Origin of the sequence: Enterococcus malodoratus (assembly GCF_027659535.1) — a bacterium.
Lineage (GTDB): Bacteria > Bacillota > Bacilli > Lactobacillales > Enterococcaceae > Enterococcus_A > Enterococcus_A malodoratus.
Map to the genome: position 1 here is coordinate 451,618 of NZ_JAQDPG010000001.1, position 24,591 is coordinate 476,208.

Here is a 24,591-nt window from a genome sequence, read left to right on the forward strand (position 1 = left end):
AACCTGCTCTCCTTTTATACTGCTCATGCAATCAAAATTTAGGAGGATTTACTTATGCTTACAGGTTTAAATCGTTTAAACAACCCATTTTTAAATAAAGGAACGGCGTTCACAAAAGAAGAACGCGCAAAATACGGAATCACTGGTATGCTGCCTAGCACAGTTCAAACTTTAGAGCAGCAAGCCGTTCAAGCCTACGGACAATATTTAAGCAAACCATCAGATTTAGAAAAACGTATTTTCTTAATGAATATCTTCAATACAAACCGAACATTGTTTTTCAAATTGATGGGCCAACACTTAGTTGAATTCATGCCAATCGTTTATGATCCAGTCGTTGCTGACTCAATCGAACAATATAATGAAATCTTCGTTGAACCGCAAGATGCTGCTTTCCTATCAATCGATGATCCAGCAAGCATCAAAGACAGCTTGAAAAATGCTGCTGACGGCCGCGACATCCGTTTGATCGTTGTTACTGACGCAGAAGGAATTTTAGGTATGGGCGACTGGGGTGTCAACGGTGTAGATATCGCCATTGGTAAATTAATGGTCTACACTGCTGCTGCGGGTATCAACCCTGCACAAGTATTGCCTGTATCTATCGATGCTGGTACAAATAACGAAGAATTATTAAACAACCCGCTTTACTTAGGTAACAGCCATGCTCGTGTTGAAGGCGATACTTATTATGACTTTATCGATCAATTTGTTGATGCAGCAACAGATCTTTTCCCTGAACTTTTATTACACTGGGAAGATTTCGGCCGCGGAAATGCCGCAAACATTTTAGAAAAATATCAAGACAAGATCACGACCTTCAACGATGACATCCAAGGTACTGGGATTGTCGTATTAGCTGGTGTTTTAGGTGGATTAAATATTTCTGGCGAAGCATTGAAAGACCAAACAATCTTGACATTCGGTGCTGGTACAGCCGGTGTCGGTATCGCCAATATCCTATTAAAAGAAATGGTTCGCCAAGGAACTCCTGAAGAAGAAGCACGCAAACACTTCTATCAAGTCGACAAACAAGGTCTATTATTTGAAGACACAGAAGGCTTAACACCTGGACAAATCCCATTTGCTAGAAAACGTTCTGAATTTACTAATAGTGCTGACTTAACAAACTTGGAAGCAGTTGTAAAGGAAATTCATCCAACAATCATGATTGGAACATCTACACAACCAGGTGCTTTCAGCGAAACAATCATTAAAGATATGGCTGCACACACACCTCGTCCAATCATTATGCCTTTATCAAATCCTACTAAGCTAGCGGAAGCAACTGCGGAAGATTTGATCAATTGGACAGACGGCAAAGCATTGATCGGTACAGGGATTCCTGCTGACGATGTTCAATACAATGGTGTTACTTACCAAATCGGCCAAGCCAACAATGCATTAATGTATCCTGGTCTAGGCTTAGGACTAATTGCTTCAACTTCTACTCGAGTAAATGACGAAATCATTTCTCAAGCTAGCCGTGCATTAGGCGGAATCGTTGACGTAACAAAACCTGGTGCATCTATCTTGCCTCCAGTAGCAAAAATTACTGAGTTTTCTCAAATTATTGCTGAAACAGTTGTAAGATCTGTGGTTGATCAAAAATTGAACCGCGAAGAAATCGCCGATGTTAAAGCAGCTGTTGAAGCGGCTAAATGGATTCCTGAATATAAAGACTAATTCCAACCATTCATCCCTCTCTCATTGACTGGTTCATTAGATAAAATAGATATAACTCTCTTAAATGAGGGAGTAGATCGTCTTCTACTCCCCATTTTTTATGCTTCAAACATAGCTTTACTAAAGAAAGGATCTTTTAAAATGGCACAAAAAGAAACATCAACTGCGATGCCGGTTGAAGAAAAAAAGACCAGCTTCTGGTCAACAAAAATCACTGGCGTTAGTTTGCCGATCTATCTAATCATGGTCGTTGTATTGATCGTGGCGATGGCTTTAGGTAAATTACCAACTAATATGATCGGTCCAATTGCGATCTTAGTAATTTTTGGGAACCTATTCCATTTTATCGGCAACAAAATTCCAATCGTAAAAAGTTATTTAGGCGGCGGTTCGGTCTTTGCGATCTTCGCTTCTGCTGCAATTGCGACTTTTGGCATTCTGCCTGACGCAGTCGTCAAATCAACTGAAAACTTTGTAACCAATATGGGTTTCTTAGATTTTTATATTGCTGCTTTGATTACCGGTAGTATTCTTGGTATGAACCGCAAATTATTGATGAAGGCCTCTGTTCGTTTTATTCCTGTTGCTCTTATTTCAATGGTCGTCTCTTTCTTTGCTGTAGGACTTGTCGGTATGCTGATTGGTAACGGTTTTGCAAACTCTGTTTTATATATTTCATTACCTGCTATGGCTGGCGGTGTTGGTGCCGGTGCGGTGCCATTATCAACCATTTATGCGCATGTTTTGGGGACAGATGCTTCTTCGATCATCTCTCGCTTGATTCCTGCAACTGCTATGACAAATGTTTTGGCGATTATTGGTGCAGCTTTAGTTGCTCGTGCTGGTCAATCATTACCTAAATTGAACGGTAACGGTAAATTGATGGAAAAAGGTGATCTTGGCGATGGCAAACCGCGCGAAGTAAAACCTGATATTGCACAGCTTGGTGTTGGTTTGATGGTTGCATTGACTTTCTTCATCTTAGGTCAAATCTGCAATTTCTTCGTTCCAAAAATTCACGCTTATGCGTTCATGATCATCATCGTAGTTATTTGTAAAATTACGAATATCCTACCTGAATACTATGAAGATGCAGCCATCATGTTCAATAATTTAATCGTTAAGAACTTAACTGCTGCAGTTCTTGCTGGTATCGGTATTGCTTTATTAAACTTAAATGTTTTAGCTTCTGCTCTAACTTGGCAATTTGTTGTTCTATGTTTGACCAGCGTTGTCGTAATCTCGCTTGTTTCTGGATTCGTGGGACGTCTGTTCGGATTGTACCCAATCGAATCAACAATTACTGCTGGATTATGTAACAACTCGATGGGCGGAACGGGGAACGTTGCCGTATTATCCGCCGCAAACAGAATGGAACTAATCGCATTTGCCCAAATGGGGAACCGTTTAGGCGGCGCTATCGTCTTGATTATTTCTGGATTCTTGATGCAGCTGTTCTCATAATAACTAAAAACCACGATGTCCTGTTTTAGGATATCGTGGTTTTTTAGTTACACTGCTGATTTCACTATCACCTGTTCTTTGATCGTTTTGCGGTATTGTCGTAAAAAATAAAAGGAGAAAAGCAGCGTGAGTCCTTCCGTTACCGGCAAACTGACCCAAGCCCCGGTCAATCTCCATATACCTGCTAGTATAATCACCAAAGGAACTAAGAAAATATACCCACGGAACAAAGACAAAGCAAAAGCTTGTTTCGCCTGACCGATGGCTGAAAAGAAAATACTAAATACGACATTCAGTGATGAGCCGAACAACGACAAAAAGAAAATCGGAATGCCAAAAGCGGCCAATTGAATCAGCATCGGATCATTCTCCCGATTGAAGGCCGAGATGATCGGATACTTCAAGAAAAACAGGATCAGATACAAAACAACTGCCATAATAAAACTCGTTCTCAAGCCAAATGTCAGTGTCTTCTGAATTGTCAGTGTCTCTTTTTTGCTGGCGGCACGACTGATCAGCGGCTGAATTCCTTGGGCAACTCCGGTAAATAAGGAAAGTGCCACAACGAGAATATTCGCCAATACGCCATAAGCGGCGATGGCGATATCCCCTCCTAAACCGATCAATACTTGATTGAAAACCAATATACTGACACCGGTACTCATTTCAGCCAGAAAAGAGGACAAGCCTAATTGAATACTCTTAGTAATTGTCCTAAGCTTTGGCTTTACCCATTTCAACGAAAGCCGCCGTTTTGAGAAATTACGATGCGTACTTAAAATCGCCAAACTGAGTAATGGCGACAAAACGGTAGCTAAGGCCGCACCGGCCATGCCCATATTCAGCGGAAAAACGAAAATATAATCAAAAAGCATATTGAAAACACTGGAAAAAATCATCGCCTTCATCGCCAGCTGCGGATTCTGATCATTCCGAATGAACGCTAGGCATAGATTATTCAGGATGAAAAAAGGCGCCATCACTAAAATGAAACGCATATACATCGTCGTCAAGCCTACCGTTGCCCCACTGGCACCTAATAACAGCGCCAAAAAACGACTTGAAAAGAGTCCTAATCCCGTGAAAAGAAGTCCAACACTTCCCCCAACAATCAGTAATTGCGAAAAATAGTCGCCGCTTCTTCCCTTCAGTGCAAACAACGTTGCACCACCCATTCCCAACAACAAGCCGATGCCCGTCAGCAGGTTGAATACCGGAAGCGCAATGTTCAAGGCTGCTAATCCCAGCACGCCCACACCATTGGCGATAAAGAATGTGTCGGCTAAAATATACAATGACAACCCTAGTGTACTTAAGACGCTTCGTGTGACATATCCTTTGATTTCATTCATGTGATTCCCTCCAAAAAAAATAGCATCCTACCCTCCATTGGCCTACGGGGCAGACTGCTACTCAAAACAAAACCCGGCGATTTTGCTAAAAGTTCTTCATATTTTTCATTAATTTTAGCAACGAATCGATGAAAAAGCAATCACTCATTTTTTAAAAATCCAAATACATGATCCGCTCCCCGTTTTCCGGATCGTATTTTTGACTATCAATGAATCCAAAGCGCTGATAATACTCAATTATCTTTTCATTTTCCTCATGTACGCTTAAATAAATCCGCTCAATCTCATACTGCTGTTTCATGAAATCAATCAGCAAAGGGATGAACAAGCTGCCATAACCTTTCCCTTGAAATTGACTATCGATCATCAAACGGTCCAGCCACATACCATTGCCTTGTTTAGCACCAATCATCGAAAAACCGACTAGTTGTTTATCATGATATAGAGCTAATGGCTGCCACTGAAGCGATTTGTCATAGGCTGCTTCCAATAGCGATTGTTCGTTTCTTTCGATAAAACCACGCTGGCTTTCTGAAACTGAAAGTGCGGCAATTGCCCGCCAATTCGTTTCATCCACCTCTTTAATCAAAAAATCCATCGCGTAATCCTCCTCTATGCACTCATTTTACCGTACCCATCCTACAAAAAACAGCAATCGATAAAATCGACTGCTGCTTAAACGTACCATTGATTTGTATTTTACTCGATTATTTCTTTGCTTTCACGCATAAAGAACGCTGCTCCAATGGCTCCAATCAAAACGATCGCGCCAGCCACATAGCAAATTTGAACCAATCCTTTATCGAAAGCATTAACAACAACTTTTTGCAGTTCGTGGGCAAATGGTGCTTTGCTTATGGCATCAGAGAAAGCGATCTGATGACCCGAAAATGGTCCTGCATTGATCAATCCCTGAGTCAATTTCGCTGGTAAATGCAGACCGGCCGCATGCTGATTGACAACATCTGCGTAGCGATTCGCTTCGACCAAACCTAAGATTACCACGCCGAAGCTTGTCCCAAATTGACGGAACACATTCAGCAAACCTGAAGCCATTCCCATTTCATGCGGTGCGACGCCTTCTAAACCAGCTGAATTCAACAGAGGGTTTACGATCCCATTAGCAATACCGATCATGACTAATGTTGGCCATAATTGTGCGTAACCCATTGTTGGAGACATTTGTCCAATCAAGAATAGGAAGCCTGCCCCACTGATCAATAATCCAGCTACGATCATCCACTTTTTCGAGAATCTGTTGCCCAGAATTCCTACGACCGGACCTAAAATCAGTGACCAAACGGATAAAGCCAACTGACGAATCCCGGTATCAAAGGCCGACCAGCCGATATAATTTTGCATCAATACTGTAAGATACGTATTAAACGCATAAATGCCTGAACCTAAAGCAAAGGCCACCAGAGCTGAACCGACAAAGTTGATGTTTTTAAACATCTTCAAATTCATCATTGGGTTTTGAACCTTTGCTTCCGCATAGATGAACAACGCTAGGAAAACGACAGCTAGTACTAACCAGCCGCCAACGCGTAAGTCTGTCCAAGCCCAGTTGATATGCGTTTCCTTTTGGATCAACCCATAAATCGCACTAAACAGTGCGGCTGCGGATAAAATCATACCGATAAAATCAATTTTCTGATCTTTTCCATAGCTTGGGGTTTCATTGACAAAACGAATCGTCATCCAAACCGCAATGATACCAATCGGTAAGTTGATAAAGAAGATAGAGGACCAACCGAATGCATCGACCAGCAGCCCGCCAACCAACGGACCTGAGGCAGAAGATAATCCGATAACTGAGCCCAAAATACCTAGAGCTAAGCCACGCCGTTTGCCGTCAAAGTTGGAGGCCACCAGCGCCATCGATAGGGACATCATCCCTGCGCCGCCGATCGCTTGTATACCGCGGCCAATATCTAAAATCAATAATGTAGGTGCGAAGCCGTTAACTACCGAAGCGATCACAAATAGGATCAAACTGGCTAAAAAGACTTTCTTGCGCCCGTACATATCTCCCATTTTTGAAACGATCAGCAACGTAACAGCAAAAACCAATGTATAAGCATTTAATACCCATTGTAATTGAGCAAAAGGTTCATTGAAGGCCTTTTGCATTGTTGGTAACGCCACATTTACAACCGTGACATCCAAAAGCCCCATGAAAACACCTAAAGACATCGCGATTAATGAGAACCATTTTTTTGAAGAATCTTTCATATATTTTTCGCACTCCTACTAGCTATAATTAGCAATCTGCCGATTCATTAAATTATTTCCGATCAGCGATTTGTTTCTTAATCCAAGTTAATTTTGCTTTCGCAATTTGGATATCCAATTCGTAAGCCTCCACCAAAACATGAAACCGTTCCGCTCTTTCCGGAAAACGTTTCTGATGGGCTTCCATATCCGCTTGCGCTGCTTGATAGAAGCATAAATCCTCTTCGATAAACCCTCGAAATTCTTCCAAAATCCTCAATTGCTCCGGAAGTGTTACACTATCTAACGAACGTAATTTGAAATGCTGCGTGACATTACGTTTCGCATCAGAAGGTATTTTTTGTTTCATCAATTCAATAAAGCGATCTACACCCTTTTCAGTGATATGCCAGAGCTTCATTTTTCGTCCTTCTTCATGCAACGTTGAAGTGACTAAACCTTCTTTTTCCAGCTTTTCTAGTGATGGATACAACACGCCGCTAGAAACTTTACGCATAGGCTGCAAAGATGATCCGACAATTTTTTGTAATTTATAGCCCGTTTTATCATCTGGAATCAATGAACCCAGCAGCAGTAAATCGTACATCATACCCTCCCTCCGACAAACTTCATAAGTCTTTTAGATATATTGCCTCACTTATTATAGGTCTTTTAGACACATTGTCAACGGAAAAGTATTTTGTCTTTCTAAACACAATTATCAGAAGATTTGACTCAATAATTCTGACCAACAAAAAAACGAATTCAAAAGAATTCGTCTAATCTAATCACTTCGTCTTCTCAATAAATCCGCGAATAGCTCGATCAACAAAATCACCGTTGCCGTCTATTGTATGACCGCCCGTTTCGCAAATCGCGGTGTCGGCCTCGACTCGTTGAAGCAACTTTTCGATTTGTTCATATTTTGCCATTGGATCATCTTTCGCATGACAAACTAATAACGGTACCTGAACTTGCTCTAGCGGATACTCGTCATAGTTCAAAGTCATATCCGTATTGGTTACTTCACCATCGGCCTTAACACCTTTTTGTCTTGGAGTAGCCGGCAGCATCGTTTCGAATAAACTATTGGTCGAAACGGTTGATCCCATCATCTTGTTAAAGACAAATCCAAAATGTTTCATCGTAAACCATAGGATAAAATCATTCACAATAAAAGCTGGCGGTCCTTGCAATCCCATCTCTTTGACCTCTGCTGGTGTTCGTTTCTTATCTGGGGCGCCAGAAGACAAAAGAATAACGCCTTTTACACGATCAGGATAATCCAATGCCATTCGTAAAGTCGTCGCCCCTCCCGCTGATGTCCCCAAAACATACCCCTTTTTGATCTGTAATTGATCCATCAATTCGATAAAAGCCTTTGCTTGATTCTTCGGTGTTGGCTTTTCCGGCAAATCTGAACCGATATAGCCAAAACGCGAAGGAGCTATTTTTCGTTGTTTATCTCCGACTACTTGACGAAGACTCGTCATTCCTTGATCGTAACCGCCAAAAATCCCGTGAGCAATAATTATTGCTTCACCTGAACCTTCATCAAGATAATTCATTTTTCCAAAACTGGTATTCAATGCTTTCACTTCATACCGATTCAATCGAACGTACGCGGCTGTGATATCACGTCTAAATTGATATAATTCAAATCCAATGAAGCCAACAATTATTAGTAAAAGTAAATAACCCCACACTGTCTCATTCCCCTTTTTTATTATTGACTTAAGTATATCAAATAGTTTAAATACCTATACCAGCCGTTTACAAAAACACTCTCCTCGTGATATCTTTTATGGGCATGAACAATTTGCATTCCTAAGGAGAAAATGAATGAGCCATTTACCTGAGCACCAAGTGGATAACCTTGTCACTCGCATTAATCGCATCGAAGGACAAGTAGGTGGAATCAAAAAAATGATTATCGCAGAAAAGCCGTACAATGAAGTTCTGATTCAATTGAATTCTGCACGATCAGCGATTCAAGGCATTAGCAAGATCTTACTTGAAGCACAAGCAGATCATTCGTTGATGAATGTTTCTGACGGCGCCTCGTTGGATGATGAGCTAAAGCAATTGCGAGAAGTCATTAAACAGTACAATAAAATGAACTAGACATTAAAAGGAAGGAACGATTGAAAATTTCAGTCGTTCCTTCCTTTTGGGTTCAACTACTATGGTAATTATTAGTCTTTCTTCGGTATTCGAATCGTAAAGGTCGTTCCTTCCTTTTTTTGGCTGGTTACGTCAATTGTTCCGCCATGAAGCCGCACGAGCTCTTTCACGATCGATAATCCGAGTCCCGACTCGCCTATCTTTGTATTTTTTCTAGATGGGTCCACCTTGTAATAACGATCCCAAATATTTTTTTGTTCCTCTTCCGTCATTCCGATACCATTATCCTCCACCGTCACAACAATATCCTGATCTGCTTCTTGCAGATTAATTTTTACCGTTCCGTCCTCGGTAAATTGAATCGCGTTCTGAATCACATTCACCATGATCTGAATGAAGCGGTCATGATCCGCGTACACTTCTATCGGTTTTTCGTTTAGCAAAAGCAATTGATCGTTCATCAAAGCAGCCTTCTCTTTTAACTGAGCAAGAATATTTTTGATCACTTCCGTTGCATTGAATGGTGTTTTCGTTAACGTGATCTGCTGACTTCGAATATTTTCATAATCTAGATTCTGCTTCACTAATCGAATCAATCGGTCCGTTTCATTTTGCATCAGTAAAATCGCCTTTTCTTTCTGTGCTTCCGGAATGGCATCGTATCTTAGCCCCTCTAGCAGCCCTTTGACCGTGGTCAGCGGCGTTCGCATCTCATGCGAGGTATTGGCCATGAACTGTTTACGTAATTCTTCCTGCCTGACGATTTCCTTTTCGTTATCCTGCAAAGCCACCGCCATTTTATTAAAATCATGGGCCAACTCATTAAACTCGTCTTTACTGTTCTTCTCTTCTATCTCGATCTCATAATTTCCGTTAGCAATTTGGTTCACTGCTCGTTTTAGGTCGTTGATTTTCTTGACTTGTCTGGCTGCCAGCCCAAAACTGATTGCTCCGCCAAACAGAGAGGAAATGATAAATCCCTTCAGCAGATTATCCGAAATTAATTTCTCACTGTATTCCAGATCGTGAGCTGATTTTGATGCTATCAAGATCCCATCGATGTTATTTGAAAAAACTACTTTAGAAAGGACATACGAGGTTTGATTCGACTTTCCGTTGAAGTCGCGTTTGATTGTTTTCATTACCGGGAGGCCTTGTTCTATTTGCTGTTTTTCTGAATCATCTAAAATAGAATCCGAAATAGTAGAAATACTGTCTGGATAGATCACCTTTTTCTGATTATCGATCAACACAAAATTAATACTTTGATTCGCTAAAATCGTTTCCGCATAGTACAAGGAATTTACTAATCGTTCTTCCGGGCTCAAATAATTATACGAGCTTTCAAATTCGTTTACTTCCGGCTTACTTAGAATATTACCGACGGACTGCAGGTACCCACGAATTTGATTATAATTTTGATTGACCAATGTACGTTTATTAATGTTGGTAAAAGAAACACCAATTAACACCATCGTCAAAATAATAAGTAACCAGAAAGCTAATAACTGCTGATATAAATATTTCATAACCATCCTCTTCTATTCAGTTTATTGATTACCCTTACAATAACTTATTATCAAATCAAAAAAGCGGAATTCATTGAAAAATCAAATAATTTTCTTATTTAATGTAAGAACAGTCCGTCTGGCCGATATGATAAAATCAGCTTTTTTATCCACCTGCAAAATGCTACACTTAAAAGGATTGGAAACGCATATATCATTTTCGAACGAAAAAAAACTGCGAGGTGCTGGTGTGACAATTGATGAATCCAACGTAGATTCCGCGTTGCTTTTAAAAAAATACGTGCGGGATAAGCGCGTGTTAGACGTATCTGAAATCCAAAAGCTTTTAGAAAATTCAGAGGTCATCACTAAAATTTTGGCCGAGCCATATCGTACAGATACTTTTACAGGGCTGCGCAAACTAGAATTTTTATTAATCGAACTATCAGAAATCCCCTATTTCGAACGCATGGAGCAAGTCCAAACAATGTTAGAAACGCTGCACAGCTATATAAATTACGCTGAAGGTTTTTCATTAACGGGAAAACAATCCGGTGTTTTAGCATGCCACAATGCGATTTGCACATTGATTTTCCTGCGCGCCGGAAAAAAAGAATGGGCGGAAAAAGGGATTCAGTGGATCATTTCTTATTTTCCATTCGGTAAGAATATTGCTTCAAACTGGCATGGCAAGGATCTCTTTCATCGTTTTGGCGGATGTGTTGGAAATTCTCCCTGCTATGATGGTTTAGTCAAATCGGTTAAGGCTCTTTCAGAGTATACTGCTAAATACGGCGATTATCCTGGATTACAAACAAAATTGCAGCAAGGATTGGACTATATTTTGGCGCATCGCGTTATTTTTCATCAAAACAGCGACGAGTATTTATATGATGATCTAATCACGCTTTTCTATCCTTACCCCTATCGTACGAATATTATTGAAGCATTAGGCGTTATGAAGACAGAGGATTTGTTGGATCGTGCTGAATGCCAGGCAGCCTTAGACTATTTGAAAGAGAAGCAACAGGATAATGGTTTTTGGCAATCCGAAAAGATTTTTATGAAGAGTTCCTGGATTCCTTTTGATCCAATCAAAAAGCCCGGCACATGGATTACTGATGAAATGGAATGGCTCTTAGAATAAAAAAAATGACCCTGACGACTATCTCCATGTCATCAAGGTCATTTTTTATTAGTGACTCAAATGGTAATACTCTTCTTCCATCTGCTGCATTCTTTCCCGTTCTTTCTTGTTATACCATGGGGAAACTGTGAATGCCAGAACATCATTGATCAGATACACCGAACTATTTACAAACATCGCCAAACTTGCGGCGCCGTGTCTGAATGAAATGTACCAAAGAACCATTTGTGCAAGTCCTGAAGCCAGCCACCAGAAATATTGATTATTGTAACGTAAGAAGCTGATAATTCCTGCACTCAAACTGATTGAAAAGGCAATTGCATCAACCCAAGGACGTGGATCATCCGTGAAGCGTTGGATCAAATAACCAGAAACGAAGTAGACGACAATGGTACTGATAATGGCAGTAAACCAAGTTTTTCCAGTAAATTTCCGAATTTTAGACGCCATATTGTGGTTCCATTCTTTGCTTAGCAGCACCGGAATATCCAGCGTGATCATATAGGCGATCTGTTCACCGATACTTAAATAGTTTTTTGCTGAATAACCGACATAAATAAAGCAGATTGCAGAAATAATCCCTAGCACACCATTCACTGACTTAGCAGCATTGATTGAAAGAATACATAATACACCCACAGTTGTTCCGATGAATGTGATCACTGTCAACAGTGTGAAGGGTTGATTGACTAAAGTCATGATTTGGCACCCTAAGCTGAAGAAAAAGAGATAATAATTTTGTTGCGGCCACCCTTTTAATTGGTGAAGTAAAAATTTGAAATAATTTAACATGATTGGCTCCTTCTAAAAAACGGTCGTTCTTTTTTTGTTTTGAAAAATGGAAATACTAAAAAATACCTTTTTCAATATTCCCAGTTGAATAATAGCTGGAGTGTTTAGGCTCCTGAAGATTCAATTTGTTTGTCTCTTCCTTGATCTGTTTGATCACTGTCTCTGCTGCTTGCGGATCAGCCACAAAATCGTAACGGTCTCCGTCAATCTGAATTTTCGGACAGATATCAAAATTGTCATACCATTGCTGATAGCGCTCGTTGACCATTCGATAATAGTCGTACAGCTCAGGATTCGCGGCGATTTGTTCATAATCACGTCCGCGTTTTTCGATCCGATCCAGCATCACATCAAAAGAAACCTTGATATGAACTAGCAGATCCGGTCTTTTTTTCGGTGCGGTGTGCTCCAATTCCTTCAACATAGTATCTAGTAAATTGTCGTATTGCAGCACCTCATCTTGACTTACCCGACCAAGATCGGCATTCAAGTGAAACAGCAGACTGTCCTCATAAATTGAACGGTCCAGCACATTATCTGCTTGTTTTAAGGCATCCTTCATCGCCAAAAAACGTTTATTTAAAAAGAATATTTGTAATAGAAATGTGTATTTTTCTGGATTCGAGTAAAACAATGGCAGTACTTCGTTATCATCCACGTTCTCATAAAATGGTCTTGAGTTCATTTCCTGCGACAACATATCTGTCAAACTGCTTTTACCCGCACCAATCGTGCCAGCTATTAATAGCATCGTTTCATCCATCCCTTCTCAATAACTAATTATTTCTTTTAAATCCTTGATAATAGTACTCCTAAATTTTTTTGAAGTAAAGTCTAGATTTTGTGTATTTTTAGTGATATGTAAATAAACAACACAATATATAGTGTTGTCGAGAAACAAATAATGAAGGTGCTTTCTTGCCTTTTTGTACATTAAAAAAACCTCAATGCTCAAGCAAAGAGGTTTTCGGTGATTAATAATCAAACTGACGATAGTAACGACGAATGTCCAAAGGATGACAATTCAGTTTTTCAACATGAGCATCGATTCGTTGAGTCACACAATGCATTAATAAGTGCGGCAAAACTCTGCCGCGATTTTTTTCACTGATGCCTTCGATCGGATAATCCTTTGAGTCAATCAATGTATAGTTTCCACAGATACGCGGCAACAAATTTTTCACTCGTTCCGCCAATGGACGCTGCTCATCTTCGCCCAAGAATAGCGTTACTGCTGTTGTTTCATCAACAATTTCCAATGTACCATGCAAGAATTCTGCTGCATGGATTGATTTCGAACGCAGCCAGCTTTGCTCTTCCCAGTAGCACATTGCATAAGAGTATACGGCTCCCCATTGATTTCCGGCACCGATAAAGTAATGCATCGCATCATGGCGATGTTTTTCAGCAAACTCACGCCCAAACTCATCCGCTTGTTTTTCTGCTTCAACAAGCCCTTTCGCTAGAGATTGCTCCAACTCACCATAATAGTCTGCATAATCAGGAAAGTCGCCATTGTTCTTCAACAAACGATCCGCCGCCATAAAGAATTTAATCTGCTCTGTTCCCGGTGCAGGATAGGTGATGACATGATCGCAGCTTTCAGCTAAGCTTGTTCCCGCTGTGTCAACAAAACCAAGTAACGTAGCCCCGACCTTTTTGATTTCATTGACTGCTTTTACCACTTCTTCGGTTGTTCCTGTCACAGAGGAAAGGATCACCAACGAATCTTTGGTCAGTCTTCGGTTTCCTGTCGTATAGTATTCCGCCGCATGCTGCACATAGACAGGTAAATCACTGCGTCCATTGACATAGGTTACCGCCTGCATAGCCGAAGCATAAGTTCCGCCAATCCCTAAGTAAAAAATATTGTCGTAGCCTTTTTCCCAAACCTCATCAATGATTTTTTCTACCTGCGGACGTAATTCCAACGCGCCTTGAATATCCTCAATCTGTTGCTGCTCATCAAATTTCAACATGTTATAAACTCCTCAACTTTTATATTTTACTTTTTAATACAGAATCAAAATCATCAAAAATTCGTTTACTCAAATCAATTCCTTTTACCGTTGCGGTACGATAGGCGATCAATTGGAAAGGAATGATCAGTAATAATGGAGAGAATATCTCCGAAATAGTGATATCTAAGCCTAAAACAGCGGCATCCGAACTTTTTTCTGTCGTGACTTTTAAGATTTTTCCAACATAACTGTCCATGTAATCTGCTAATGCTTGCGATCGACTTTGGTTTACGCTAGGCGTTTCGATGAAGAATAATGTATGCTCCCAATCAGCTTCCAGATAAGGCCCGTGCATATACGCTTCTAATTCAAAGCCTTGACTTGGGCGGCGAACCGTTTCAGTGAACTTTGTTTCAAATTCCTTCGCCACACCCCAGTTTGGTCCGTAGCCCAACGCCACAAAACGACCGCCAAGTTTCAGCAGATTTTCGTGATGGTCAAAAAAAACATTGGACTTATCGATCACACTTTGAATGCTGCTGATTATTTCCAGTAACTCTTGCTTCAACTCTGCCAATCGCTGCTCATCGATCTGATTTTTCGAAACGCCGACTTTGATCGCCAACAGGATCAATTGCATAACTGTCGCTGAAAATCCTTTCGTAACAAATCCGACTGTTTCAATGCCCATATTCAAATCGATTACCTTATCGACCACCTGAGCAATCGGACTCGTTAAATCACTGGTTAAAACGATCCGTTGAATCTCACTTTTATGCAGATTCTGCATAGCATCGATCGTAGACGCACTTTTTCCGCTTTGTGAGACACCGATAATCGTATCCGTTCCTTTGATCAATCGACCATAATGTTTGAAATTATAGGGCTCCTCGATCGTGATGCTGACATCAGCGAGTTTTTCGAAAGCAATTTTAGCCGATAAACAGGCATTAAAGGAGGAGCCAGTCGCCAAGACCGTTACGGTGCCCATCTTGGCTAAACTTGGATCACTAGAAAAATCATACATCTGCAAAATGTTCGTCAATGTCTCCTGCTCTTGATTGATATAATCAAGCATCGTCATCGTTGTCATACTAATCCTCCATTCTTAAAAGAGACCGATCCATGAACCTAGGATGCCGAAAATAGCTAATCCTAGTAAAATAGTCAGTGCCTTCACTTCTTTTTTTAATAGATAAAAGACAGCGCCAAAAGCTCCAAGGGATAGGATTCTTGGTACGATATCATCAAAAATACTTTGAACCGTCACTGCGTTTTCACCTGTACCGATCTTCAATGGAATATTAATATCGATCATGGATGCGGTCATCCCGCCCACGACCATCAACCCGATGATTGAGGCACCAAGTGTCAAACTGCCCATCATGCCATTTTCCTGGATTTTCTTTAAAAAGCCTGTTCCAAGCTTATAACCCCAAGATGTAGCGAAATAACGGAACAATAAATGTGGGATATTAAAGATCAAGACGAATAAAATCGGGCCTAAAATATTTCCCTGCACTGCCAGCGACGTTCCCACACCAGTAGCGATCAAACGCAGTGTGCCCCAAAAGAATGAGTCGCCGATCCCAGCCAATGGTCCCATCAGCGAGGTCTTGATATTATCAATTGTGGAGACATCAAAATTGGCATCATTGGCGTTCTCTTCCTCCATCGCCGCATTTATTCCTAAGATCAACGTCACGATATGCGGTGTCGTGTTAAAGAATTCCAAATGACGTTTCAAAGCAGAGGACATACTTTCTTTGGTTCTATATAATTTTTTCAGAATTGGAATCATGGCATAGCAGTAGGCGAGATTCATTTGACGTTCATAATTCCATGAGAATTCCATTTGGAATGACCGCCAAAATACCTTACTCAAATCCTTCTTCGTGATCTTCAATTCCTTATTTTCATTAGAAGTCATCATCATCAACTACCTCCCCTGTTGACGTTTGTGCACTATTATTCTGTCCACCACGTATATTCATAATATTCACGACAACAACCGCTACGATCGCACCCAAAATAGCGATTCCAGTAACCGGAATTTCTAAGTAAGCCGCCAAAGCGAAGCCTAAGAAGAAATACGGCGCGACTTGTTTGTTGATCAATAAACGTGCCAGCATCGCGAACCCGAGTGCCGGGATCAATCCCGTAGCTACCGATAAACCGTGTTGAATAAACGCTGGAATCATATCTAATAAATTCCCGACCGTTTTGCTTCCAACCATGAATGAGATCATAACCACTAAACCAAGCATCAACGATAGTCCAAAGCCGGCTGTCAAATGCATCCGTTCGACACCTTTATAATCGCCATTTTCCGCATATTTATCGGCTTTTTGGTTCATGACAGGAATCATGATTCCTAAGTAAATATTTTTCAAAATCAATGTTAGTGTCGCGATCGGCAGTCCAAGTAACAAAGCAGTCTCCGTACCCGCACCAGCCGTAATCGCGAAAGCTGTTCCTAAAACGCCGCCAGTAACGACATCGGGCGGAATCGCTGCGCCTACAGAAAACGAACCAATAAATGCTAATTCCAATGTCGCACCCATGATAATTCCAGCCTTCATATCTCCCAGTACGATTCCGGTAAATAACCCGGTAACGATCGGGCGAGATAAAAGCGAGGTCCCTAACGCGTACTCAGACTGAGCGATAAAGGCAACTAACCCAAGTAAAATTGCTTGAAAGAGCATATTTCTTCAACCTTTCTTTTTAAAGAACTTCAGTGACAGCCACTTTTTTATCTGTCGGGACTTGGCGAATTTCAACCTCGATCCCGTGATCAACCATTTCCTTCAATAAGCCTTCCTCTTCCGGCAAGACATTCACTGCTTTTCCAATACTGCGCGTCCCCTCTTTGGCTTTGATCCCGCCTAAATTGATTTTTTGGATCTCCGGATGGGCATCAGCTAATTTTTTCGCATCAGCGATAGACTCCACTACGATAAATAATTTGTACTTGTCGGTTACTCCGCTTTGTAATGCCGCAATCGAATCTTCGATGTTTTTGATAACCAATTTTACGCCCTGGGGTTTAGCCAGCTTGATGGTCGTCTTTCGAATCTCATTTACTGGAACATCATCGTTAGCGATCAAAATACAATCCGCTCCCAAACCTTGAGTCCAAGAAAAGGCTACTTGTCCATGCAGCAAACGATGGTCTACTCTTGTTAATAAAATCATTTTTCTTCCTCCTATGCTTTTTAAAAATCTTCTTCCTCTATCTCACTGCTGATTAATTGGTTACAAAATTGAATCGATTGTTTAGCCGTTGTCAAAGTCGTTTCAATCAGTTTAGAAAGTGAATCAACTAACTGAAACTGCATCGCAAATTCAACCAAAAAGGGCAAGTTCATCCCAGCAACTAAATAGAAGTCCGCTCGATTGATATGTGCTAAAAATTCATTATTCACACTGCCGCCAAACAAATCTGTCACAACCACTAATTCATGATCACGATGACGTTCCATTATTTCACTGACCGCTTTTTCCAAATCAAAATCTTCTGTTAGATAGCAATCTAGCGTTTCGATGGGAGTAATTCCTCCGCAAATCAGCCTTAATGAAGAGTTCATTCCTGATGCTAATTTTCCATGTGATGCCAGAACTAGCTTTCTTTCCAACATTTTTCACCTCGCAATCTGTCTACACTTTAATAAAAGCAAGCGGCGTGCCAACTTTAGTGGCGCACCGCTTGCTTTGCTAAAATTCTTCATCTTTCATCGCTGAATCTGTATTTTTATAAACAATATCAAAAATATAGGCGAGCTCAGAATCTGGGATCGTGACACTATAATCTCGCTCAATGACACTAAATGCCTGTTTAATGTTTTTCAGCAGTTCTTTTTGACACTGATACAAATCCGAGTAACCATCATACGTTTCAATCGGAACATTTCGAATGAGGCGTTCAATCAAACAGCTGACATGAACATACAATGCGAGTTTTTTCGCATTGGACAACTGAATCTTTCCGGCCAGCTCTAAATCACGCATAAATAGATCGATCTCACTCATGACCTTATCGGTATCTAGAATCGTCACAGAATCGATCACTTTTTCCAGAGAAAAATTACGAATCACATTGGTATTAAATATTTGATTTTCTTCTGGAGTCATCACTGGAGCCAACCACTCAGTCAGAACTTGCTGCTCATCACCTGAGATTAATTCTTCCAAAGACAAATACGGGATTTCTGCGACCTGTGGATCATCGGTCCCGATAATTCCAAGAACATCATAGATTGAAAAGACTGTCTCCTCCTGCTTCTTTTCTGCTAAAACCCGGAATTCGTACGGGACGATTTTTAGCTCGCAGGAGTTCGGCAAACTTTTTTCCAATAAATGACAAATCTGCGCAGCAGTTCCAATCCCCGTTTGACATGTTGTTAGCAGCGCCTTCGTTCGATTTTCTTCTGGATAAATAATTTCCCAATCAAATGTCGCTTCCGCCGCCGATTTGCTGGCTATTTCGTTCAATGTTCGCTGCTGCTTGATATTTTCTCCGATCGCAATAGCCAACGGGGTGGTGACATTGTTCATGATCACGATCGGCACGTTGATTTGTTTAGGAAAGTATTGGTAAATTTCTTTTAGACTGCCCATATCGACCAAAATCACTAGCCCGTTTGAAATATCATTATTTTCGCTGTAATCCAGAATTTCTTCCGCAATTTGTTGCGGCGTCACATCCAATGGCATATCGAAAGACTCAAAAATATCATTTTCCAAAAATCGATTGGCTACATTGGCAATACTGCTGGCGGTCGCATAGCCATGGGCGACAATTACGGCCTTAGCTATTCCTTGTTCTTTGATCCAATCGGCCTTTTTTAAATACAAAGTCAAAACAATTCGATCCATCGCGGATATTTCAATGTCGATCTTAGGCCTGCACATTTCCAAGATTCTCTGAACATAGTGATAACTTGCGGGATAGGCCTCGGAGATTTGTCTTTCCAATTGTCGAATCAATTCACGAATATGAGGATCTTCTGGCAACCAGCGTCCAGCGCCTCTTTGAAATAAGTAATAGCCTACCGCATAAACACTGTTTCCATTAAATTTGATCTGATACGCACTTTCCATTTGACGAAAAGTCTCACGCACATATTGTGTCATATACAGCAGCATTTCATGCTTCTGCTGACGATCCGTTTCAAAAAGTAGATAATCAAACAACTGATCCACAAGCCCTTTCAGCTTTAGCTGGCAATCCACTAGTTGCCCCTGCGCCTCTTGATACGCCAAAATCATTTTAGCAAACGAATCCTCCACTCTTTTTTGACTTTGAGTATTCGTCAGCATTAAATTATCTAGTCTCGAATCACTATGAATCAAAATTTCTGCAGGCAAAGCCGTTTGCATACTTTGATGATTCATTGACAGTAACGCTTCCGGAAGCTGATAAATGGTCAATTTGATTGGCTGATTGGGTTCACTCTCGGATAAAGCTTTCGCGGCCATCACCTTAATAATATTTTTCAACTCACCAATGTTGCCCTTGAAATTTCCGCTGGCCAAAAGCTCCAGTGTTTGACCACTAATGATTAAATCACGCCGGATGGTAGCTTGTTCATTCAGTAAAAAGGAGTAAATCAATTCTAAACGCTCATTTCGCCCTCTTTGTTGTAAGGAAGGAATGGTTGTTTGAATAGGAATTCGTCGAATGAAAGTGGTTAAAAAATTACTCGTCAGCTCTTCCGTCGTCGCAAAGAATAATCTTGTATGAACAGTGATTGGATGATTTGTATCCCCCATTCGATAGATTTGACCTTGATCCAAATAGGTGAATAATTTTTCTTGCCCCTCTGCGTTCAATCGATGAACTTCATCCAAAAACAGGATGCCGCCATCCGCCGCTTCAAAGGCTCCTTTACGATCCGAGTCAGCTCCGGTATAAGCCCCCTTCACGCTTCCAAAAAGATTGCTGGTCAATAATTCAGGATTATTCGCATACTGAGCACAATTCAACGTAATGAATGGTGCATCTTCAGGCAAAAGTTCCTTTTGGACACAGTAATGATGAATGAGTTTAACTAAATAGCTCTTCCCCGTACCGCTTTCTCCATTGATCAGAACAGGCAACCCGCCATCAGGATAATTGAGAGCCGCTTTGATTTGTTCAATCACACGTTTTAAGCTTTTATCATGACCAATCAAAAGTGAGAAAAGCTCCTGCTCTTTTCCAAACATCGGCTGCTCAGTTTGAATAGCACGAACACTTTCATAGTGATTTTCCTTTAAAACAAAAAATTGTTTTTCAAAAGCGCCCTTATGAAAATAGTAGACTGGGCGCGAATTTATTTTGACTAGCTCGCCGGTCTCAGTTAACTGATTCAAGTATTGGCTCACCGTATTTCGTTTTACTTTAAATATTTCAGCCAACTTCGATGCCGTAAACAATTCACTTAAGTCATCCAAGTTGAGAAAAGCGGTTTGATTTTTCAAATACTGCAATAATTCTTCTCTCATAGACTCTCCTCCTTTCTCTATCTTAAAAAAAGCGCATCCAAAGTCAATCCTGTTTTTTTAATTTCGAATGAATAAAATTGCAAAAATGCTCCTTGCAGTGTTATCTATTGCGGTCAATTCTTTCTTTTTCTATCTCGCAATTAATATGCCAAACACTGACTATCTCTATGATTAGTTACTAGATAAGGAAATATTCAAAGATTTTCAACACTTTTAAAAGGATTTCTAAACTGTTGGAAAAAGTGTTGCATCTGTCATGATAGACAACGAACCTTTTTGATTAAAAACCGTACCCATAAAAAAACGGATGCAAATGGTTGCGTCCGTTTTTTAATTGCTATTCAATTCAATTTAAATGATCGCTATTGTTATTTCTAAAAACAATTAAATACAGATTATTTCTTTTCAATTGGAATCCAAATTTCACTTTTGTACGTCGAACTGCTCATATCTCCTTGTGAGTACCATTCAATCTCAGGTGACGGTGTGTGCTGATAATCGGTCGTCGGAAAAAATTCAGAGAAAATTCTTCCCCAAATCTCGCTCATAGCAGTTGGTAACGCTCCTTCTATTTCAAAAACGGCCCAAGTCTGCGCCGCTATATCCAACTTGACGAAATCCGCAGGACAATCTTCAGTAGTAATCACACCGATATAGTAGTCTGTGGTGTTGTCTTCATACATTTCACTATATGCGCCGACCAGACCACCAGGCTCAGCATTAGCTAAAGGCAGCAGCTTCCCCATCAATTTCTCGGAAACACTGTTCCACATTTTCCCAACACTTGCGCCTAGATCTTCTACATAAGAAAACCGTTCCTTTATACCAACAATTGAAAAAGCTTTTTTTTCAACGATTCGATAATTCATTTCTATAACTCCTTTCAAGGACAAAGTAAATGACACCCGCGGCTGCACCTTGAGACGCACATCTTTTTTTCGAGCCTGACTAGGTGTCACAGCGTGCATTCCTTGAAAAGCGCGGGAAAAAGCATCCGCCGAAGAATACCCATATTTCACAGCAATATCAATAACCTTGTCGTCAGTATTTTGTAAATCCAAGGCAGCCAACGTCAATCGGCGGCGCCGAATATACTCTGATAAAGGAGTACCAATCAGAAACACAAACATTCGTTTAAAATGATACTGAGAGCACAAAGCTATCTGTGCAATTTTAGGATACTCAATCTCTCCAGCAAGATTCTCTTCGATATAGTCGATCGCCCTTTTCATATTTTCAAGATTATCCATCATCGTTCCCTCCTCAATTAAAGTGTATAATAATTAACTATTTCATATCCGACAATAACGTGCAAGAAAAAGTCGGATTTGAACATTCAAAAAAACATTTCAACTCATTGTCAGCAAAAATTCCTATAGCCAGTTTCAGAGGAATCTGACACAATAAAGGTGTAAAATTCGGATTTTGTGTCACACCTACCATTTTTGTTTGTCTAATTAATAAAGGAGGTAAATAGAGATGCAGAACAGACGTGAAATACTGTTAGTGCAATCTTCATTGGCAGGAGATGTCGATTCACTAACAGAATTATTGAATGAGGTAAAAGACAGTATCTTCAATCTGTCCTTACGAATGCTAGGAAATATCTATGATGCAGAGGATGCCACTCAGGAAATTCTCTTGAAAATTGTCAGCAATCTATCTTCGTTCAAGCAGCAAAGTCGCTTCAGTACTTGGGTTTATCGGATCGCTGTCAACTATTTAATAACCGATCATAAAAAGAGAGGGTTTCGTGAACAGTCAACCTTTGAGTTTATGGAAAAAGACCTTGAACAACCGCTCCCAACGATGGATCTGGCCTTCGATGACTTAGAAACAGCAGAACTGGCGGAGGAATTGAAACTGTCCTGTACGAATATCATGCTGCAATGCTTGAGTCCACAGGATCGTTGCGTGTTCATTTTAGGAACGATGTTCAAAATGAACAGTCAGCTAGCAAGTGAGCTGTTGAACATCACACCAGATGCTTACCGAAAAAAACTTTCTCGCACGCGAAAAAGAATGGGATCATTTTTAACTGATTATTGCGGAGTTGCCGGCGGAATTTGCGACTGCAGAAAAAGAATTCCTTTTGCGATCAAACAAAAGCGACTCGATCCGACACAACTTGACTTTTCTTCTTTAAAAAGACTCGATTTGGCAGAGATTTTCCAACAAAAAAAGAATATGGAATTTCTAGATGAACAAACACTCCTATTCGAGACGCTGTCTTGTTACCAATCTACCTTCAACCCCAAATTCTTTTTGAACGAGCTTCTTGTATCAAAGCAATTCTCAGATTTAATCAAGGAGGATGCTATCTATGACCTATGATAAAATTTTTACCTACCTCTCCGCTTTAGAAGAGAATAATAACCGGGAATGGTTCCATGAAACTAAACAAGAACGGATAGAGATTATTCAAGAATTTAATCAGATCGTTGATAGCTTCTCGAAAATCCTTCATGAAAGGGACTCTCAAATTCCGTTGATCCCAGCTAAAAACTTAACTTTCAAGTTCAATTGCGACACCCGATTTAGTTATGATAAATCACCATACAATCCTGTACTGCGTGCACATATCGGACCAAATGGAAAGCTGCCGATTCCTTGTGGCTATTTTATCTTTTTGAAGCCGAACAATCAGTCCTTCTTAGGCGGCGGACTATTTGCGGACATGTTCTCTGAGGCGACTAAGCTGATTCGTCAAGCATTGATCGAACATGAAACAGCTTTTTTTGACATCATTGAGAATTCTGAGTTCAAAAAGCAGTTCATTGTACTGGGCAAACAGCTAAAAAGAATGCCTCGCGGATACGAGGCATTCACCGATTCTTCCATCGCTGATTATTTAAAATACAAAAATATGTATTTGGAATTTCCCTTAACCGATCAAGAAATCCTCACATCTAAGGACTTTACAGCAGATGCTGTTGAAAAATTCTTATTGATGAAAGACTTCAATCACTTCTTAAATTCAGCGTTGAAAGACTTTCGCTTCCCAGATAGAAGAATTTAATAAACTCTCTGTCCTTCCTATTGAAACGCGCTATTGGTTTTCAATAGGAAGGACTACTTAGTGTCAAAAATGATAGAATTCTTTTCTCAAAATCATTTTAACAAGAATTACCAAATGTATGGAAGTAACCGGTAATTTACCTTTTTCTGGTATTCTTTATAACCAGCTAATTCTTCCGCCAGTATCGCCTCTTCATTCATTATTCTCTTAATTATTAAAAAAGGATAGATCAAAAAAATTGGCACTGCGAACAATGATCCTAGAGTGAATGGAATTGATAGAAACATTAGCAACGTCGCAAAATACATCGGATGTCTGACGAGCCCATATAATCCAGTATCGATAACGGTTTGATCTTCTTGTACTTCTACTGTTCTTGAAAGATAGGCATTTTCACGCATAACTTCTGCGTACAGCAGATAGCCTGTCAAAAATACAATAGACGCTATGATGACTAACCAATCGGGCACCAGACTCCATTTAAATCTGAAGTCCAATCCCGCTAATACAAAACCTAAAATGAACATGATCAACGAACCCGCAATAACTTCTTTTTGTTCAGTTTCCCGTTCCTTCGTATTCAACCTTTTTTCTAACAAGTCCGGGGCTTTTAGCCATAGTATGATGCCCAAAGCAATCATCGGCAGAAATAATAGACTGATAAATAGCCAAGCGTTCCAAAATGTGAACGATCCTGCGGGAAAAAACAGAAGTATCCCCAACATTATAAAACCGATAACAAACTTAAAAAGCGCTGTTTTTAATAAATGTCTTGCTTTCAACTTCTTTCACTCCGATCCTTTCAGCTGTATTTACATACGTAAGTCCCTCTCTT

At 40.3% G+C, this 24,591-nt stretch carries 23 protein-coding genes; 6 read left to right on the forward strand and 17 right to left on the reverse strand.

Features of this window, described 5'->3' with window-relative positions; all coding sequences use genetic code 11:
- Window positions 1–54 precede the first annotated feature (54 nt).
- Complete coding sequence (locus PGP85_RS02225) at window positions 55–1,686, forward strand: malolactic enzyme (RefSeq protein WP_270325822.1); 1,632 nt, start codon at window positions 55–57, stop codon at window positions 1,684–1,686.
- A gap of 141 nt (window positions 1,687–1,827) precedes the next feature.
- Window positions 1,828–3,150 carry a 2-hydroxycarboxylate transporter family protein gene (locus PGP85_RS02230; RefSeq protein ID WP_010742169.1) on the forward strand — a complete coding sequence of 441 codons (1,323 nt, stop codon included), beginning with the start codon at window positions 1,828–1,830 and terminating at the stop codon, window positions 3,148–3,150.
- A gap of 47 nt (window positions 3,151–3,197) precedes the next feature.
- Here PGP85_RS02230 and PGP85_RS02235 read toward each other — a convergent pair whose 3' ends face one another.
- From PGP85_RS02235 to PGP85_RS02255, 5 genes are all read right to left on the reverse strand, one after another.
- The gene (locus PGP85_RS02235) at window positions 3,198–4,502 is read right to left on the reverse strand and encodes an MATE family efflux transporter (RefSeq protein WP_270325824.1); all 1,305 of its coding nucleotides are present in this window, start codon (window positions 4,500–4,502) and stop codon (window positions 3,198–3,200) included.
- Window positions 4,503–4,653: 151 nt separating this feature from the next.
- Window positions 4,654–5,100, reverse strand: coding sequence for a GNAT family N-acetyltransferase (locus PGP85_RS02240; RefSeq protein ID WP_270325825.1), 447 nt, complete (start codon window positions 5,098–5,100; stop codon window positions 4,654–4,656).
- Between the two features lie 101 nt (window positions 5,101–5,201).
- Window positions 5,202–6,737 (reverse strand): MFS transporter, encoded by a 1,536-nt coding sequence (locus PGP85_RS02245; RefSeq protein ID WP_270325826.1) that lies wholly within the window; start codon window positions 6,735–6,737, stop codon window positions 5,202–5,204.
- Between the two features lie 52 nt (window positions 6,738–6,789).
- Window positions 6,790–7,326, reverse strand: a complete 537-nt coding sequence (locus tag PGP85_RS02250) for a PadR family transcriptional regulator (protein ID WP_010742173.1) — start codon at window positions 7,324–7,326, stop codon at window positions 6,790–6,792.
- 178 nt (window positions 7,327–7,504) lie between these two features.
- Entirely contained in the window at window positions 7,505–8,422 is a 918-nt protein-coding gene (locus PGP85_RS02255) for an alpha/beta fold hydrolase (RefSeq protein WP_270325828.1), read from the reverse strand.
- A gap of 136 nt (window positions 8,423–8,558) precedes the next feature.
- Here PGP85_RS02255 and PGP85_RS02260 point away from each other — a divergent pair, with 136 nt between their 5' ends.
- On the forward strand, window positions 8,559–8,840 hold the full coding sequence (locus tag PGP85_RS02260) for a metal-sensitive transcriptional regulator (RefSeq protein ID WP_090403901.1): 282 nt from the start codon (window positions 8,559–8,561) through the stop codon (window positions 8,838–8,840).
- 71 nt (window positions 8,841–8,911) lie between these two features.
- Here the strand turns inward: PGP85_RS02260 and PGP85_RS02265 are convergent, their stop codons facing one another.
- On the reverse strand, window positions 8,912–10,369 hold the full coding sequence (locus tag PGP85_RS02265) for a sensor histidine kinase (RefSeq protein WP_270325832.1): 1,458 nt from the start codon (window positions 10,367–10,369) through the stop codon (window positions 8,912–8,914).
- 229 nt (window positions 10,370–10,598) lie between these two features.
- Here PGP85_RS02265 and PGP85_RS02270 point away from each other — a divergent pair, with 229 nt between their 5' ends.
- Window positions 10,599–11,495, forward strand: a complete 897-nt coding sequence (locus PGP85_RS02270; RefSeq protein ID WP_270325834.1) for a hypothetical protein — start codon at window positions 10,599–10,601, stop codon at window positions 11,493–11,495.
- Window positions 11,496–11,543: 48 nt separating this feature from the next.
- Here the strand turns inward: PGP85_RS02270 and pnuC are convergent, their stop codons facing one another.
- From pnuC to PGP85_RS02320, 10 genes are all read right to left on the reverse strand, one after another.
- Window positions 11,544–12,287, reverse strand: coding sequence for a nicotinamide riboside transporter PnuC (gene pnuC, locus PGP85_RS02275; protein WP_270325836.1), 744 nt, complete (start codon window positions 12,285–12,287; stop codon window positions 11,544–11,546).
- 55 nt (window positions 12,288–12,342) lie between these two features.
- A complete protein-coding gene (locus PGP85_RS02280) occupies window positions 12,343–13,050 on the reverse strand; it encodes a deoxynucleoside kinase (RefSeq protein ID WP_270325837.1) in 708 nt (235 codons plus the stop codon).
- 211 nt (window positions 13,051–13,261) lie between these two features.
- Window positions 13,262–14,266 (reverse strand): SIS domain-containing protein, encoded by a 1,005-nt coding sequence (locus tag PGP85_RS02285; RefSeq protein WP_270325838.1) that lies wholly within the window; start codon window positions 14,264–14,266, stop codon window positions 13,262–13,264.
- Between the two features lie 19 nt (window positions 14,267–14,285).
- Window positions 14,286–15,341: an SIS domain-containing protein gene (locus PGP85_RS02290; RefSeq protein WP_270325840.1), complete on the reverse strand. Its 1,056-nt coding sequence runs from the start codon at window positions 15,339–15,341 to the stop codon at window positions 14,286–14,288.
- A gap of 15 nt (window positions 15,342–15,356) precedes the next feature.
- A complete protein-coding gene (locus tag PGP85_RS02295; RefSeq protein WP_371198868.1) occupies window positions 15,357–16,184 on the reverse strand; it encodes a PTS system mannose/fructose/sorbose family transporter subunit IID in 828 nt (275 codons plus the stop codon).
- Entirely contained in the window at window positions 16,168–16,956 is a 789-nt protein-coding gene (locus PGP85_RS02300) for a PTS mannose/fructose/sorbose/N-acetylgalactosamine transporter subunit IIC (RefSeq protein ID WP_270325841.1), read from the reverse strand. The genes PGP85_RS02295 and PGP85_RS02300 overlap by 17 nt, the downstream gene beginning before the upstream one ends.
- A gap of 19 nt (window positions 16,957–16,975) precedes the next feature.
- Window positions 16,976–17,446 (reverse strand): PTS sugar transporter subunit IIB, encoded by a 471-nt coding sequence (locus tag PGP85_RS02305; protein WP_090403913.1) that lies wholly within the window; start codon window positions 17,444–17,446, stop codon window positions 16,976–16,978.
- Between the two features lie 20 nt (window positions 17,447–17,466).
- On the reverse strand, window positions 17,467–17,886 hold the full coding sequence (locus tag PGP85_RS02310) for a PTS sugar transporter subunit IIA (protein WP_034709157.1): 420 nt from the start codon (window positions 17,884–17,886) through the stop codon (window positions 17,467–17,469).
- 79 nt (window positions 17,887–17,965) lie between these two features.
- Complete coding sequence (locus PGP85_RS02315; RefSeq protein WP_270325843.1) at window positions 17,966–20,737, reverse strand: sigma 54-interacting transcriptional regulator; 2,772 nt, start codon at window positions 20,735–20,737, stop codon at window positions 17,966–17,968.
- A gap of 395 nt (window positions 20,738–21,132) precedes the next feature.
- Window positions 21,133–21,987 carry an AraC family transcriptional regulator gene (locus tag PGP85_RS02320; protein ID WP_270325845.1) on the reverse strand — a complete coding sequence of 285 codons (855 nt, stop codon included), beginning with the start codon at window positions 21,985–21,987 and terminating at the stop codon, window positions 21,133–21,135.
- Between the two features lie 229 nt (window positions 21,988–22,216).
- On the opposite strand from PGP85_RS02320, the gene PGP85_RS02325 reads away from it, so the two are divergent.
- Both PGP85_RS02325 and PGP85_RS02330 read left to right on the forward strand, forming a co-directional pair.
- On the forward strand, window positions 22,217–23,071 hold the full coding sequence (locus tag PGP85_RS02325) for an RNA polymerase sigma factor (protein WP_270325847.1): 855 nt from the start codon (window positions 22,217–22,219) through the stop codon (window positions 23,069–23,071).
- On the forward strand, window positions 23,061–23,756 hold the full coding sequence (locus tag PGP85_RS02330) for a DUF2461 domain-containing protein (protein WP_270325848.1): 696 nt from the start codon (window positions 23,061–23,063) through the stop codon (window positions 23,754–23,756). Before PGP85_RS02325 ends, PGP85_RS02330 begins: the two co-directional genes overlap by 11 nt.
- A 107-nt stretch (window positions 23,757–23,863) precedes the next feature.
- Here the strand turns inward: PGP85_RS02330 and PGP85_RS02335 are convergent, their stop codons facing one another.
- Window positions 23,864–24,538, reverse strand: a complete 675-nt coding sequence (locus PGP85_RS02335; RefSeq protein ID WP_270325849.1) for a methyltransferase family protein — start codon at window positions 24,536–24,538, stop codon at window positions 23,864–23,866.
- Between the last annotated feature and the right edge of the window lie 53 nt (window positions 24,539–24,591).